The sequence below is a fragment of the Streptococcus sp. W151 genome (genome assembly GCF_053010205.1).
This window is the reverse complement of sequence record NZ_JBRKNT010000003.1, coordinates 32,673-48,490: the sequence shown is the minus strand read 5'-3', so window position 1 is coordinate 48,490 and position 15,818 is coordinate 32,673. Positions and strand designations below refer to the sequence as shown.

12 protein-coding genes are annotated in these 15,818 nt (G+C 43.4%); all 12 read right to left on the bottom strand.

Translation table 11 applies throughout. From position 1 onward, the window contains the following. Positions 1-3: 3 nt before the first annotated feature. Positions 4-4,788: an endo-beta-N-acetylglucosaminidase gene (locus ACVC7Q_RS06405; protein ID WP_447265248.1), complete on the bottom strand. Its 4,785-nt coding sequence runs from the start codon at positions 4,786-4,788 to the stop codon at positions 4-6. Positions 4,789-5,021: 233 nt separating this feature from the next. Continuing rightward, a complete protein-coding gene (gene gap / locus ACVC7Q_RS06400) occupies positions 5,022-6,032 on the bottom strand; it encodes a type I glyceraldehyde-3-phosphate dehydrogenase (protein WP_006154814.1) in 1,011 nt (336 codons plus the stop codon). Between the two features lie 289 nt (positions 6,033-6,321). After that, complete coding sequence (gene fusA / locus ACVC7Q_RS06395; RefSeq protein ID WP_371495970.1) at positions 6,322-8,403, bottom strand: elongation factor G; 2,082 nt, start codon at positions 8,401-8,403, stop codon at positions 6,322-6,324. Positions 8,404-8,674: 271 nt separating this feature from the next. After that, entirely contained in the window at positions 8,675-9,145 is a 471-nt protein-coding gene (gene rpsG, locus ACVC7Q_RS06390) for a 30S ribosomal protein S7 (RefSeq protein ID WP_003003105.1), read from the bottom strand. Between the two features lie 19 nt (positions 9,146-9,164). Beyond that, the gene (gene rpsL / locus ACVC7Q_RS06385) at positions 9,165-9,578 is read right to left on the bottom strand and encodes a 30S ribosomal protein S12 (RefSeq protein WP_001142332.1); all 414 of its coding nucleotides are present in this window, start codon (positions 9,576-9,578) and stop codon (positions 9,165-9,167) included. A gap of 205 nt (positions 9,579-9,783) precedes the next feature. Then, positions 9,784-10,332 carry a hypothetical protein gene (locus ACVC7Q_RS06380; protein WP_447265247.1) on the bottom strand — a complete coding sequence of 183 codons (549 nt, stop codon included), beginning with the start codon at positions 10,330-10,332 and terminating at the stop codon, positions 9,784-9,786. Positions 10,333-10,355: 23 nt separating this feature from the next. Continuing rightward, positions 10,356-11,171, bottom strand: coding sequence for a pur operon repressor (gene purR, locus ACVC7Q_RS06375; RefSeq protein WP_447265246.1), 816 nt, complete (start codon positions 11,169-11,171; stop codon positions 10,356-10,358). Between the two features lie 132 nt (positions 11,172-11,303). Further along, positions 11,304-12,251 (bottom strand): 3'-5' exoribonuclease YhaM family protein, encoded by a 948-nt coding sequence (locus tag ACVC7Q_RS06370; protein ID WP_447265245.1) that lies wholly within the window; start codon positions 12,249-12,251, stop codon positions 11,304-11,306. After that, positions 12,238-13,488, bottom strand: a complete 1,251-nt coding sequence (locus ACVC7Q_RS06365) for a DNA recombination protein RmuC (protein ID WP_447265244.1) — start codon at positions 13,486-13,488, stop codon at positions 12,238-12,240. Before ACVC7Q_RS06365 ends, ACVC7Q_RS06370 begins: the two co-directional genes overlap by 14 nt. Before the next feature lies 1 nt (position 13,489). Further along, positions 13,490-14,122: a thiamine diphosphokinase gene (locus ACVC7Q_RS06360; protein ID WP_447265355.1), complete on the bottom strand. Its 633-nt coding sequence runs from the start codon at positions 14,120-14,122 to the stop codon at positions 13,490-13,492. Next, positions 14,115-14,774 carry a ribulose-phosphate 3-epimerase gene (rpe, locus tag ACVC7Q_RS06355; RefSeq protein ID WP_447265243.1) on the bottom strand — a complete coding sequence of 220 codons (660 nt, stop codon included), beginning with the start codon at positions 14,772-14,774 and terminating at the stop codon, positions 14,115-14,117. The genes ACVC7Q_RS06360 and rpe overlap by 8 nt, the downstream gene beginning before the upstream one ends. A 14-nt stretch (positions 14,775-14,788) precedes the next feature. Further along, complete coding sequence (gene rsgA, locus ACVC7Q_RS06350) at positions 14,789-15,667, bottom strand: ribosome small subunit-dependent GTPase A (RefSeq protein WP_447265242.1); 879 nt, start codon at positions 15,665-15,667, stop codon at positions 14,789-14,791. Positions 15,668-15,818: the final 151 nt, after the last annotated feature.

Sequence of the window (15,818 nt, the reverse complement as noted above, 5' to 3'; positions counted from 1 at the left end):
GAATTACTCTTCTTTCTTCTTACCAGCCAAGAGGAAGCCTCCTAAAGCTGCTAAAAGAACAGCTTCAGCTGCAAAGGAAGTTTCTAGGCTTGCCGTATTTGGTAAGTGTTCCGATTGACCTTCTTTGCTTGCATCTTTTGTTTCTTGCTGAACCGTTGGCTGTGAGTTGGCTCCTTGGTGGGCACTTAACAACTGGTGGATCTCTTGATCGACCACATCCTTGTGATCCCCCTCTTCATGAGCATGTTTAGTAGAAATCGTTGGGACAGACTGATCCGCTTGAGATGAAGCTGTAGGCTTCAACGGATTAGCTGGATCCGGATTCGTTGGGGTACTTGGTTGGACTGGTTGATCTGGTTGATCTGGCTGATCTGGTTTAGCCGGTTCCTCTGGTTGGATCGGTTGATCCGGTAGGACTGGACTTGGTGTCTTATAGACAATCGCATAGTGGGTAAAGTGAGGAGCTGTAAAGATGACCACATCTCCAACTCTCTCAAAGGCCAAGGATTGAGGAGCTTGACCTTCTGGGAAGAAGAGGACTTGCTCCACTTCTTTATCCTTATCCACAGGGATTTTCACAAGGGATGGATGGTGCGTATCGATATCTTGACCGCTTGCATCGACGCCTTCAATATCAAAGACGATTCCTTCTCGGCCCTTCAGCTCTTCTTTTTCTGTCTGATTGGCTTCAACTTTTGCGACTTTTAGTCCTTTGACAACGGTTGGCTCTAAGTTGGAGAATTGAACTTCGACTCCAGTCGCAGGGTCTACAAAGACAGCTGGCTTATCTTCTTTCAGGAGTGCAATCAAGGTCTCTAGACCTGTTTTTGCAGTCCCAAGCGCTTCAGGAGTGAGCTCTGAAGAAGCTAGGAGCTCTTTATTTTTCTCCAGGAGTGCCTGTAAAGCCTCACCAGAAGGGTGATTTGGCTTGCTTGATAATAGAGCGGTCGCTTCTGTTGTTAGGGCAGAGAGAGCTTCTTTTTCTTTAACTAGATTGGCTTGACCATCCAAGGCTTTCAAGAGAGCGGTCAATTGGTTCAACTGCTCATTGACTTGATCTTGTGTGCTGATATCATGCTCTTTCAAGACTTTTTCAGAAGCAACCATTCCAGCCAGCAAGGCTTCTTTGACTTCAGGGCTGGCAAAAGTAAAGTCTACTTTGGCTTTTGCAGCCTCAGCTTCAGCCAATTTTTGTTTGAGGTATTCATCGTTGAGAGCTGGTTTTGGATTCACAAGGACATCAAAGCTTGTGCTAGCTCCTTTGTAATGGACGGTGATGGTTTGACGACCTTCCTTGGTCGCATCAAATCCAGTTACTTCCACACCTTCATCTGTCAAGGCATGCGTTTCGGTCGTTTCATCTTCAAAGACGACTGTAAAGCGTCCACCTTCTTTCTCCAATGCTTCCCCGACAATATATTCCACTTTTGGTTTATCGGTCAATTCCAGACCAGCAACTGCTTTTTCACCCGCTTCCTCTGCACTGACCACAAAAACAGTGAGAGTCTTATCCAATTTCTGACCAAGGTAAGAAACTTCTAAGTGTTGTTCTCCAAGCTTGCTGCTGTCAAAACCATGAATCTCTACTCCTGAGTTGGTGAGGTTGACCAGTTGATCTGCTTGGCCATCTTTATAATGAACACGGAGTGTTGCTCCTTTCAAGGAGAGGTCATCCCCTTCCCGGTAGACCTTCTTAGTCAATCCATCTTCGAATTGGAGTCCCGCAATTTCTTTATCATTCTTTGGAACTTCGATCGCCAAGACATTACTGATATCTTTACCAGGTTCTTGCGCACGATAGTATAGAAGAGATGGGGTGGATTCAAAAGCCAGCGGTTTAAAGATCAGATTTCCAGCTTGATCAGCTGTCATGGTCGCAATTGGGCTGGTTGCTTCTTTATCCGCATAAAGGGTCAGTGTGGTATTGGCTGGGACATCTTTGAAACCAACTTGAACAAAATGATTGCCTAGGTTCTGCGCTGCAGCATGTTTCATCGGGATGTTGACCGTTTCAGTATCCAGACTTTCATACATCTTCCAGTTGTAAATCCGGATGGCTTGCCATGGGGTTCCGTTATCTGCTGTAATGACATGGAGACGCCATTCTTGAGCCTTGATCGGATGGTCGAGTGTAATATCAGACACATGGGCTTTATTGCCACGAACTTCCTTAGCTAATTTCCACTCGCCGGCTTCATCCTTGTAGTAAAGGTCGAAGTCCCGCGTATTCATCTTGCCATCATCGACAGATTCTCCACCCGCACCGGCATGGTCCATGACCCAACGAACAATGGTCCGAGGTTGTGTCAAGCGAATATCGACGGTTCCGCTCAATTGAGCAGAAGACCATTTATCCGAAAGACTGGTAATCGTCCCATTCAACATCCCCTCGACGCCTTCACTACCATCTGCATCTGGGAAACTTGAACCAATGACTTTGGCTCCGATGACCACGTTTGGTGCTAAGGCTTTTGGTAGACTGGTATCTGACACTGTCATGCCCCAATCAAAGGCCACAGTCCCTGCATCTGAACGTTGGCCGTTCTTCCCAACTGCAACGACCTTGAGGTCCTGAGTAGTCCCTTCAGCACTTGCAGAACGACTAACTTTTGGTAGATAGACGGTTGTCGCAGAAGAACCCGTTAAAAGACGCCAGTTGTCACCGTCTTTTTCATAGACTTCATAATAATCCGCATCCGCTACCCCTTTAAAATTGAGGACCGCTTCTGCTTCTTGCGCATTTTGTAGGCGTTTTGCCCGAACGGTGACTTCTGCTGGAGCAGCTGGCTTTTCTTGATTCGACGTAATCGACAATTGACCGAGGTTGAACTTGTAATCTTTGACATCTGTATCATGATCAAAGAACATCTTCACAGCATAAATGGTCTTGCCAGCCAAACTTCCCAAATCAAAGGTTTGAGTAGACCAATCCGCACTCGGCGTCAATTCCTTCCATTCGTATTCAGAGTAGTCTTCTTTTGTGGCAACAGCTACCCAAGCTGCTGCTCCGACCCCACCTTTATGACTGACGCTCAATTTTGTCGTTTCTGTCACAGGAATTTTGGTCGAATAGAGCATGACATTTTGACTGCTATTGGCTTTTAAATCTCCTTCAAAGGCTAGAGAATTTCCTCCATTGTAGGCTTGTTCAAAATCATAGCGACCTTTTAATGGCGTACTATCTTCACTATGTTCTACCCACCAGCGCCACGTTGGAAGGTAGCCGGAAACAGAACGGTAGTTCCATTCCCCTTCTTTAGAAATCTTGCCATCCACAAACCAGTGTTTCCCGTGTCCAGTATTGAAGGAAGTATTGAAATCTTCACTTGTAATAGGGGTTTTGTCCACAACCAAATTAGACATTCCGTACCAAGATTGGTCTGCTGGTTTTCCTTTGGTCGGATCTCCTTGGAAACCTGTCCAGAATAGATCTTCATGGGTATGGTAACCTTCTCCAGTCTTTCCTAGACCTGTAATCGTATCTGGCGCATAAAGACCAAGAGAAAGGCGCAACTTGCCATGTTCATCTAAAATAGCATTCCAGTCCACATTAGTCTTATAAGATCCCCCTTTTTGGAGTTCCAGTCCAGCTAGAACATCATAAGGATTGCGCTGGATCCATTTAGCTGTGCTGATCGAATAATCGACTTCTGATTTGCCCCAGTTAAAGTTAGCAAAGAAGGTATCAACTGGATTCTCCCCATTTTCTGGCTGCATGAAATTGTAGTTGTATTCACCTAGCGCATTCTCATGGTAGCGGCCATATTCATAAGTCATGGCATCATACCAAGAGTACTTGATCGGATAGTTGAGACTCTTCGCATATTCCTTGGTATAAAGAAGGAAATCTCTCAATTTTGGACCCAATGGTTCTACAAGACTTCCGGTTGTTTCTTGGTTGATAAAATAGCCATCAAAGCCATAGTACTTGGCAAGTTCAACTAATTTACGGGCGATCGGGAAGGTCTTAGATCCCTCACTATCTTCTTTCAAGGTTTCTGCAAAATGTTCTTGATCCTTGATGCTACTAGACCAGTTATAGAAGATTGTCCCATAAATAGGAACCCCATTTCGGTGGGCTGCATCAATCACATCTGCTGATGGCACCAACCCTTCCCAAAAGACCATGGAATCCAAATATTGCCAGTAATCAAAAGCATAGGCCTTAAATTCCTCCCCGCCGACAGATGCATGGTCCTTGGCTTTGGAGTTCATATTTGACAGTGCTTGGATCTTCGCTTCAGGGTTGGCTTGTTCATTAATTTGTTTCCCCTGAAAACGACTGGCAAGTGGGACGCTTGCTCTGTTCAAATCGTCATCCACTCGTGTTCCAGGTTCCCACTTCAAGAGATCGTCCCAGGTATCAAACTTAACTTCTTTGGGTCTTAATTGTTTTTCTTCATTGGTTGGTAAATCGGCCACTTTCTCAGCTGCAACTTTTGGTTTCTCAACCTCTGAAACAGCTGGTGTATCAGTAGTCAAAGAGCCAGCTTCTGTACTTGTAGGACTAGCCTCTGGGGTGACCGTTTCTGCTGTAGCTGGTTTTGCAGGATCAACTGTAGGAAGTGCTGCATCCGCTGTATAGACGCCTGCTTCTCTCACCAAATGATTGACATCTTCGGTCGTTGCTGAAGATGCTTCTAAGGCTTGTTCACTAGTAGAAACTGTCTCATCTGCAGAGACAGCTCCTGTTCCTAAAAATGCTAATCCAATCAATGCAGAACAAACTCCCACACTAAATTTTCGTATACTAAATCGTTCTTGCTTTTCAAATAAATGACCTTTCATCTTGACCTCCTTGTATGGATTTTTTCCTTTTCTTGAGCGATTTCCATTGGCTCCTTTCTCTACGATCTGTAATCGCTTTCATTTCGTTGTATTAGAAATCTCCAATCAAGAATAGGATACCTAATCCAATTTACACTGTCAATCTATTTTGGCAAGTCCTATAATATGATGAGAAAGCCCTAAAAAAAGTACAAAAAAAGAGGAGGTTTCCCTCCTCTCATCATACGCATGAATTATTTAGCAATTTTTGCGAAGTATTCAAGAGTACGAACAAGTTGTGCAGTGTAAGACATTTCGTTGTCATACCATGAAACAACTTTAACCAATTGTTTACCGTCAACGTCAAGAACTTTAGTTTGAGTTGCGTCAAACAATGATCCGTAAGACATACCCACAACGTCTGAAGAAACGATTGGATCTTCAGTGTAACCGTATGATTCGTTAGCAACAGCTTTCATAGCTGCATTTACTTCATCAACAGTAACGTTCTTTTCAAGAACAACTACCAATTCAGTTACTGATCCAGTTGGAGTAGGAACGCGTTGTGCAGCTCCGTCCAATTTACCGTTCAATTCAGGGATAACCAAACCGATTGCTTTAGCAGCACCAGTTGAGTTAGGAACGATGTTAGCAGCACCAGCGCGTGCACGACGAAGGTCACCTTTACGGTGTGGACCGTCAAGGATCATTTGGTCACCAGTGTAAGCGTGGATAGTAGTCATCAATCCTTCAACAACACCGAAGTTATCTTGAAGAGCTTTAGCCATTGGAGCCAAGCAGTTTGTAGTACATGAAGCACCTGAGATAACTGTTTCAGTACCATCAAGAATATCGTGGTTAGTGTTAAATACGACTGTTTTAACATCTGATCCACCAGGAGCAGTGATAACAACTTTCTTAGCACCACCAGCATGCAAGTGTTTTTCAGCAGCTGCTTTAGTAGCAAAGAAACCAGTTGCTTCAAGAACGATTTCTACACCGTCGTTAGCCCAGTCGATTTGTTCTGGATCGCGTTCAGCAGAAACTTTAACGAATTTACCGTTAACTTCGAATCCACCTTCTTTAACTTCCACAGTACCGTCGAAACGACCTTGAGTTGTATCGTATTTCAACAAGTGTGCAAGCATAACTGGATCTGTAAGGTCGTTGATGCGAGTAACTTCAACACCTTCTACGTTTTGGATACGACGGAAAGCAAGACGACCGATACGACCGAAACCGTTAATACCAACTTTAACTACCATTCGTGATTTCCTCCTTATGAAAATCAAAAAATTTTTTTGTGAAAAGAGTAACTTGACACAGCGCCAAACATCTTTTAACAGTCTCTATTATATACTTTATTGCATTAAAAAGCAACTATTTCCCCACGAAAAGCAAGATTTATCCTAGTTCGAGACCTTTTTTATTAAAGTTTTTCACAAAGTCTTGATCCATGGAAATAACGTTTTCTCTACTACCTTTTAATCTCTAGCCTTCCCAGACAAACAAAAACCCTTCCCTAAACGGGAAGAGTTTTCTAGCTTCGGTAAATTAAGCCTCACCTTTAGCTTTTTTAATGATTTCTTCTTGTACTGATTTTGGTACATCTTCGTAGTGGTCAAATACCATCATGAAAGTACCACGTCCTTGAGTTGCAGAACGAAGAACAGTAGCGTAACCGAACATTTCAGCAAGTGGTACATAAGCACGAACGATTTGGCTTGCACCGTGTGCTTCCATACCATCTACACGTCCACGACGAGCAGTTACGTGCCCCATAACATCCCCAAGGTTTTCTTCAGGAACTGTGATAGTTACAAGCATCATTGGTTCAAGGATAGCTGGTTGTGCAGTCTTAGCAGCTTCTTTAAGCGCAAGAGATGCAGCGATCTTGAAGGCAGTTTCAGATGAGTCGACATCGTGGTATGAACCATCGTAAAGCTTAGCTTTCACGTCAACCATTGGGTAACCAGCAAGAACACCGTTCGCCATAGATTCTTGAAGTCCTTTTTCTACTGCAGGGATGAATTCACGTGGAACCACACCACCGACGATCGCATTTTCGAACTCGAATCCTTTACCTTCTTCGTTTGGAGTAAATTCGATCCAAACATCACCAAACTGACCTTTACCACCAGATTGACGTTTGAAGAATCCACGTGCTTGTGTAGAAGCGCGGAATGTTTCACGGTATGATACTTGAGGAGCACCAACGTTAGCTTCAACCTTGAATTCACGTTTCATACGGTCAACAAGGACATCCAAGTGCAACTCACCCATACCAGAGATAACTGTTTCACCAGTTTCAGGGTTTGTTTCAACACGGAATGTTGGATCTTCTTCAGCCAATTTTTGAAGAGCGATACCCATCTTGTCTTGGTCTGCTTTAGATTTAGGCTCAACCATCAATTGGATAACTGGTTCTGGAACTTCGATTGATTCAAGGATGATTTTTGCTTTTTCATCTGTCAATGAGTCACCAGTTGTTGTATCTTTCAAACCAACGGCAGCAGCGATATCACCAGAGTAAACTGTTTCGATTTCTTTACGAGTGTTGGCGTGCATTTGAAGGATACGTCCGATACGTTCACGTTTACCTTTAGAAGTGTTCAATACGTATGAACCTGAGTTCAAGACACCTGAGTAAACACGGAAGAATGTCAAACGACCTACGAATGGGTCAGTCATGATCTTGAAGGCAAGAGCTGCAAATGGCTCATCATCAGATGCTGGACGTTCTTCTTCTTCGTCTGTATCTGGGTTTACACCCTTGATTGCAGGGATATCAAGTGGGCTTGGAAGGTAGTCAAGGACTGCATCCAACATCAATTGAACCCCTTTGTTCTTGAAGGCAGAACCACAAAGTACTGGGTAGAATTCAACGTTGATTGTTGCTTTACGGATACCAGCTTTCAATTCTTCGTTTGTGATTTCTTCCCCTTCAAGGTATTTCATCATCAAATCTTCATCAGTTTCAGCAACTGCTTCAACCAATTTTTCACGGTATTCTTGAGCTTGTTCAAGGTATTCAGCTGGAATATCTTCTTCAAGGATATCTGTACCAAGGTCATTCGTATAGATTTCAGCTTTCATCTTGATCAAGTCGATGATTCCACGGAAGTCATCTTCAGCACCGATTGGCAATTGAATTGGGTGAGCGTTTGCTTGAAGACGGTCATGAAGTGTGCTCACTGAGTAAAGGAAGTCAGCACCGATTTTATCCATCTTGTTTGCGAATACGATACGTGGAACTCCGTATTCAGTTGCTTGACGCCAAACTGTTTCAGTTTGAGGTTCAACACCTGATTGTGAGTCAAGAACGGTTACAGCACCGTCCAAAACGCGGAGTGAACGTTGAACTTCGATAGTGAAGTCCACGTGTCCTGGTGTGTCGATGATGTTTACACGAGTATCTTTCCATTGAGCTGTTGTAGCGGCAGATGTGATAGTGATACCACGTTCTTGCTCTTGCTCCATCCAGTCCATTTGTGACGCACCTTCGTGAGTTTCACCGATTTTGTGAATCTTACCAGTGTAGTAAAGGATACGCTCAGTTGTAGTTGTTTTACCAGCATCGACGTGAGCCATGATACCGATATTACGAGTTTTTTCAAGTGAAAATTCGCGTGCCATGAGGTTTGTTTCTCCTATATTTTTTATTTCTATATTCTATTATAACATGATTTAATAAAAACGGATAGGCAGGACCTACCCGTTCTCATTGTTTTCATGATTTGTTGGTTTCAACTCGTTGCTGAGTTGAATAAAAGCTGAAACTATATGTTTAGCTAATTTGAACCCGGGCTAAAAGCTTGGAAAATAGATAAGCTTTCCTAGAATCTTTGATTCTACGTCAAGCTTCCTAATTTTCAGTCGCTTTTTTAACGCCCTTAGTATCTTATTCTTACCAACGGAAGTGTGCGAATGCACGGTTAGCTTCAGCCATACGGTGAGTATCTTCACGTTTCTTAACAGCTGCACCAGTGTTGTTCGCTGCATCCAAGATTTCTTTTGCAAGACGATCAACCATTGTGTGTTCACCACGTTGACGAGCGATTGTTACCAACCAACGAAGTCCAAGGGTTGTACGACGTTCTGGACGAACTTCAACTGGGACTTGGTAGTTAGAACCACCGACACGGCGAGCACGTACTTCAAGTACAGGCATGATGTTTTCCATAGCTGTTTCAAATACTTCAAGAGCATCGTTTCCAGTAGCTTCTTTAATTTGTTCGAAAGCTCCGTAAACGATTGAAGCAGCTGTACCACGTTTACCATCAAGCATAACGCGGTTGATAAGACGAGTAACTAATTGTGAATTGTAAAGCGGATCTGGCAATACATCGCGTTTAGGCGCACGGTTTTTACGACTCATTTCTCTTTATCCCCTTTCCTTATGCTTTTGGACGTTTAGTACCGTATTTAGAACGGCCTTGTTTACGATCGTTTACACCTGCAGTATCAAGTGCTCCACGGACGATATGGTAACGTACCCCTGGAAGGTCTTTTACACGTCCACCACGAAGAAGAACCACGCTGTGTTCTTGCAAGTTGTGTCCGATACCTGGGATATAAGCAGTTACTTCGATCAAGTTGCTCAAACGTACACGAGCGAATTTACGAAGGGCTGAGTTAGGTTTCTTAGGTGTCATTGTTCCAACACGAGTTGCAACACCACGTTTTTGTGGTGAAGAAACGTTTGTTTGAACTTTTTTATGACTGTTGTAACCAACGTTCAAAGCTGGTGATTTAGATTTTTCTACTTTTGATTTACGCGGTTTGCGAACCAATTGGTTAATTGTAGGCATCTACATTCTCCTGTGATTTTTTTTATTTTTGGTGATGATACACTTGGTGACAGCTACCATCTGTGTGTACTTTTGCAACATTTGTCAGCACGTCCCTGTACACTCTTGAGAGACCAAAAGTAAAAAGTACCGTCTATTATTATAACATGACGGCACTTTGATTGCAAGATGTTTTTTTATTTTTTAAAGAAGTCTAAAAAGTTCATTATTGCCCAGCTTCAGCAGGTACTTCTGCCCCTGTATCTGCAGCCGGTGCATACTGTTGTTGCTGTTGTGGTTGCACTGTCGCATTGGCTCCAGCTACTCCACCATTAGCGTTCGTGTTCGCATTAGCGTCTGTTTGAGTCTGCTGCGTTGTCGCAGTATCACTCTCATAGGTCAGTCCATAATAGTTAGCAATGTATTGAATACGAGCTTCAAGCGATTGCTTTTGAGTCGCATCTTTTACTTTCTTCACAGCAGCTTGGGCAGCGTTCACAGAATCTTGACTCGGAGTCGTTTCCATTTGAACGACTGCTTTTTCAGCAGCTTCTGTAGTTTTCTTTTCTTCCTTCTTTTCTTTTTCTTCCTTTGTTTCCTTTTTCACTGGAAGGGAACCTGTTTTTTTAGCAGGTTGAATTTCTGTCGTTACCTGGGCAGCCGTATTCTTTTTAACGGTATACAAGCCAGCTACCAAAATAAAGGATAGAGACAGAACTGTCACCAAACGAATCCACAAAGGACTATTATCAAATCGATCTAAAATTCTTTTCACTTTTTGATCCTCCTTAATTGCTCTTAATCAAAGATATTCCCAACTTCGACACTCAATTTATTCTCTTTCACATCGATGTTGGTCACACGCAATAAGGATTTGTGTTCAAAGAATTCACGGTCGGTTACAGCATTATCTGCAAAGACAGCTACCCCTGCCAATTCTGAATCAAATTCAGACAAAAGGCTGACCATTCCGTTAATCGTTCCGCCACCTTTAAGGAAGTCATCAACAATCAAGACTCGGCTTCCTGCTTTTAGGCTACGTTTTGAAAGGAACATTTTCTCAATGCGATCCCCACTTGAGCCTGAAACATAGTTGACACTAACGGTGGATCCTTCTGTGATTTTTAAATCACGACGGACAATAACGAATGGAACATTCAAGACATTGGCCACTGCATTGGCTAGAGGAACCCCCTTGGTCGCTACGGTCATGACTGCATCAATCTTCTTATCCCGGAAGGCTTTGGCAATGATGCGGCCAATACGATTCAAAATCTTTGGATTGCTCAAAAGATCAGATAAGTAAATGTAGCCACCAGGAAGGATACGGTTACTTTCAGATAGTTGCTTGCAAAGATCCTCAACGATTTCTTTGGATTCTTGATCTGAGATAGACGGCGTAAAGATCACGCCTCCTCCAGCTCCTGTGATGGTCTCAATATTTCCAATTTCCATCTCTTCAAAAGCCCGCTTAATAATCACGATATCTTCTGAGATGGAAGACTTCGCAGAATCATATTTTTCCGCAAAAGTATTGAGGCTAGTCAATTCATAGGGATGGTTGATCAAGTAATTAGAAATCACGACCATCCGTTCACTTCTTCTTAATTTCATTTTCTCACCATGTAGTTTTTTCTATCATTATACCATAAGAAGCGAAAAAAACGAACATTCTGATTTACAGAAGGCCGTTTTTCCCTAATTTTTTTCTTTTTTTTGGAATAGTTTCCGTATTTATCTCTGTTTTTACTGATCGATATTCGGTTTATAGAAAGATCGGTTTTCCATAGCGAAGATTTTATTGGTCATCTCGCCAGGCCCAATTAGGCCAAGAGCTGTCGTCATCATCATCATTTCTGCATCCAAATTATCGATCATATGAATAATCTCTGCTTCCATGATCTTGGGACGAACAGGGCTACCGTATTCGAGCAAGCCATGGTGACTCAAGATCACATGGCGAAGGACAATCACTTCTTCTTTTTGGTCATCAATCTTTAAGTCTTGTAAGACCTTGGTGATTTCTTCATCAATCAGTGCAATATGGCCAATGAGGTTGCCCCGAACAGTGTACTCCGTATTTTCAGGTCCCGTCAACTCGATCACTTTGGCCAAATCGTGTAACATAATCCCCGCAAAGAGCAAGCTCTTATTCAACTGAGGATAAATATCGCCGATACTATCTGCCAAGCGGACCATGGTCGCCGTATGATAAGCGAGACCTGCTTCAAAGGCATGATGGTTGGTCTTAGCAGCTGGATAGCTATAAAACTCTTTCTCATATTTTCCATAGAGGGCACGGACAATCCGTTGCCAGACTGGATTTTCAATTTTGAAAATCATGTTTGACAAGTATTCATGCAATTCCTTAGGATCTACTGGTGGTTTTTCCTTGAAGTCTGCTGGATTATTGGGCTCTCCTGCTTGTGGCAAGCGCATGTTCAATTGATTGACTTGAGGGGTATTATTGTAAACTTCCCGACGCCCAGTCATATGGACCACGCGCCCAGCCATAAAGCTCTCTACATTGTGGGGTTGAGCGTCCCATAATTTGCCTTCGATCGTGCCGGTCTCATCCTGAAACACAAAGGCTAAGTAGTTCTTCCCAGCCCGCGTTTGACGCACTTCTGCTGACTTGATCAAATAGAATCCTTCGAACAATTCATCTTTTTTCATTTGGTTAATTTTGACCATCATCTTCTCCATCTTCTATATATACATCTAGTCCCAGCAGGTCCTCATCGCTTTCGATTTGGCGGAGCGTCCGCTCGATGGCACTGGTCCGTCTGGTTAGCAAATCATCAATATTATTGGAAGCATTCTTTAAATGACGCTGGGTCTTGGCGAGAATCCCTCCAAATTTATGAAATTCTGATTTGACCGATCCTAACACTTTACTGATATCGTCTGCACTTTTTTGAATATTGAGTGTTTTAAAGCCGACAGACAAGGAGTTCAAAAGGGCAGATAGCGTGCTTGGACCAGCTACTAAAATTTGTTCGTCCCGACGCAAGCGATCGAAGAATTCTGGATTGCGAACCACTTCCGAATAAAGGCCTTCGGTTGGCAAAAAGAGAATTCCGAAATTCGTTGTCGATGGTGGAAAGAGGTATTTTTGTTGGATATCCTTAGCAAAACGCTTGATACTAGCAAGAAGGGCCTTACGGTAACGCTCGATCTCCTCTTTCTCTCCTGATTCATAAGCTTCTTCCAGACGATAGTAGTCTTCCAGAGGGAACTTAGAGTCAATTGGCAAATAGACCGGTTCCTCTCCTTGTCCCGGAAGCTTAATGGCATACTCCACGCGCTCACTGGATTGGGGAACAGTGACAAACTCCCGCTCATACTGGGCTGGCGTCAAAATATCTTCAATGATTTGTCCCAGCTGCAATTCGCCCATAATCCCACGGGTCTTGGTGTTGGAAAGAACTTTATTGAGAGTTCCAACATCTCTCGCCACCGTCTGCATTTCTCCCAGCCCTTTGTTGACCGATTCCAACTGTTTCGAAACAGTCTCAAAGGAAGTCTGCAAGCGGTGTTGCAAGGTTTTCTCCAACTTTTCTTCTACCGTTTGACGCATCTGTTCTAGCCGCACTTCATTGGACTCTTGAATCTGGCGCATGCGCTCATCTGTTTTATCCCGATTTTTGGTAAAGTGCTCATTCATCTCAGCGCGTAGAGCTGTCGTCTGTTGGTGGATCTCCACTCGCATCTCAGTCAAGCGATCTGTCAGCGCGATTTCTAACTGTTGATTGGCAATCTGGCTTGCTTGTCTTTCTTTTTCAAAACGATAGTCCAACTGGTCTGTCAAATGATCCTCGTGGTCTTCCAGCATCTCTCGTAAAGCCGGTCTTGTGTCATCTGACCGTTGCAAGAGATAGATGAGGAGGCCCAGATTGAGCAGGCCAATCAGAAGCAGAATGATATTCATATTAACCTCTGTCTTTACTATAAACAATGACAAGATAGCCACGGTCGAGACTCACTTGAATCGGTTGATCTAAAAATTCATTGGAGCCATACATGGCCTTCAAAAAATAATTCTCCGGATGGAGCGGATACTTGGCCCCTGTGATCTCTACGCGACCTTGTCCGACAGGCATAAAACCAACATAGGACTTAGTAGGATCTGGCTGAATCTCATGGCAGCCAACTGGTCTGTAAATCAGACGATTTTGACCATCGACTAATTGGATCTGCTCCATATAGGGAGCTAGGTCTGGATCGGTCGGCAAAAAGATATTAGACAAGAAGTGATCCAAGCGACCACCAAAGGCACCGTAAACTGTGACTGCAGCATCTGGATAGTCTTCAAAGACTGCTTTCAAGGCCAATTCCAAATCCGTATCGTTCTTTTCAGGGACGGACTGAACCACTTGCTTGGCTTGGGTGCGGATCTTGCTCAAATCAGTTTCAGAAATGGAATCAAAATCCCCCACAGCCATATCTAAAGGCAAGCCTTGTTCCAGCAACTTCAAACAGCCTCCGTCGACACCTACGTATAGCTCTTGATCTTTTGGTAGTAGAGAAGAATCTCCACCCGCCAATACTCCTATATTAACCATTGATGGCATCTCGGAGCGTTTGCACACGCTCATTGACATCTCCATTAAAGACATAAGAGCCCGCTACAAAAACATTAGCCCCGGCTTCTTTTGCTTGAGAAATACTTTGGCCATCAATTCCGCCATCGACTTCGATATCAAAGTCTAATCCTTTCTCTTCACGAAGAGCCGCTAATTCGCGCACCTTGTCCATTGTTTCTGGAAGAAAGGCTTGGCCACCGAATCCTGGATTAACGGTCATGACCAAGACTTGATCCACCAAGTTCAAGACGTGTTTGATACTGTCTACAGGAGTTCCTGGATTAATCACAACACTAGCTTTCACACCGGCTTGACGAATTTTTTGAAGAGCTCCGTGGATATGAGGAGTCGCTTCCACATGAATGCTGATGATATCCGCACCTGCACGGGCAAATTCTTCAATGTGGTGTTCGGGATTGGCCACCATCAAGTGGCAATCAAAGACCAACTTGCTATGCGGACGCATACTCTCTACGACACCAGCCCCAAAGCTGATATTTGGCACAAAATGACCATCCATGACATCGATATGAGCATAGTCAGCTCCAGCTGCTTCTAAGCGTTTCAACTCACTTTCAAAATTGGCATAATCTGCACTCAAAATTGAGGGTGCTATTTTCATTGTTTTCATTCTTCTATTGTCTCCTATTTTGGCATTTTTTTCGAAACTTTTTTATAGGTTTCGCGACGGTTTTCAATCTCACTTAGAAATTGCAAGTAATCCTCATATCGGAAAGTCGCAATTTCCTCTGTTTCAACGGCTGGTTTTACCGCACAAGCAGGCTCATGCGTGTGGGTACAGGTACGAAATTTACAAGAGTGGCTCACGTCTGCGATTTCTGGAAAGGCTTGATTTAAATCTTCACTGGTTGTCACTTCATAATCAAGGGATGAAAAGCCTGGTGTATCCGCAATCTTTCCTCCATTTAAATGGTAAAAGCTGACAGCTCGGGTCGTGTGTCGACCACGCCCCAGACTATCTGAAATCTCACCCGTTTCAAGTTCTAAATCCGGAGCGATTTTATTGAGCAAGGTTGATTTTCCGACACCGGTCTGTCCCATAAAGACAGTAGTTTTATGGGTTAAAAGGGGCAAAAGTTCCTCAATCGACAAGACAAAATCATAGCCAATAGCCTGATAGATTCCTTGGTAGTAGTGTATATCTGCCATATCTTCTAACAAGTCCAGTTTTGAAATATAGACAATGGGATGAATCCCCTTGTGTTCTAGAAGGACCAGAAAACGATCCAAGAGATTGGCATTAAAATCCGGCTCCTTAGCCGACATGATGACTACTGCCTGATCAATATTGACAATCGGAGGGCGCACGAGGCTATTTTTTCGAGGGGCAATACTCAAAATGTAGCCTTCCGAATTCTCTTCAGCAGAGAACTCTACCTGATCCCCCACATAAGGAGTCTGTCCTTTTTTTCTAAAATTTCCACGAGCCCGTGTCTGGTAAATATGGCCGTCTGACTCCACATAGTAGAAGCCAGCCAAGGCCTTGACGATGGTTCCTTGCAAATCGCACTCCTTTGAGATTAATACTATCTATTATACCAAAAAATGAGAAATAAGGCTGGATTGCTTGATAAGAAAATCTGGAACTAGTTTCAGTAAAATTTTTAGGGATAATAAAGATAGGGGTATTGTAACCGCTTCCTGATTCAGGTAT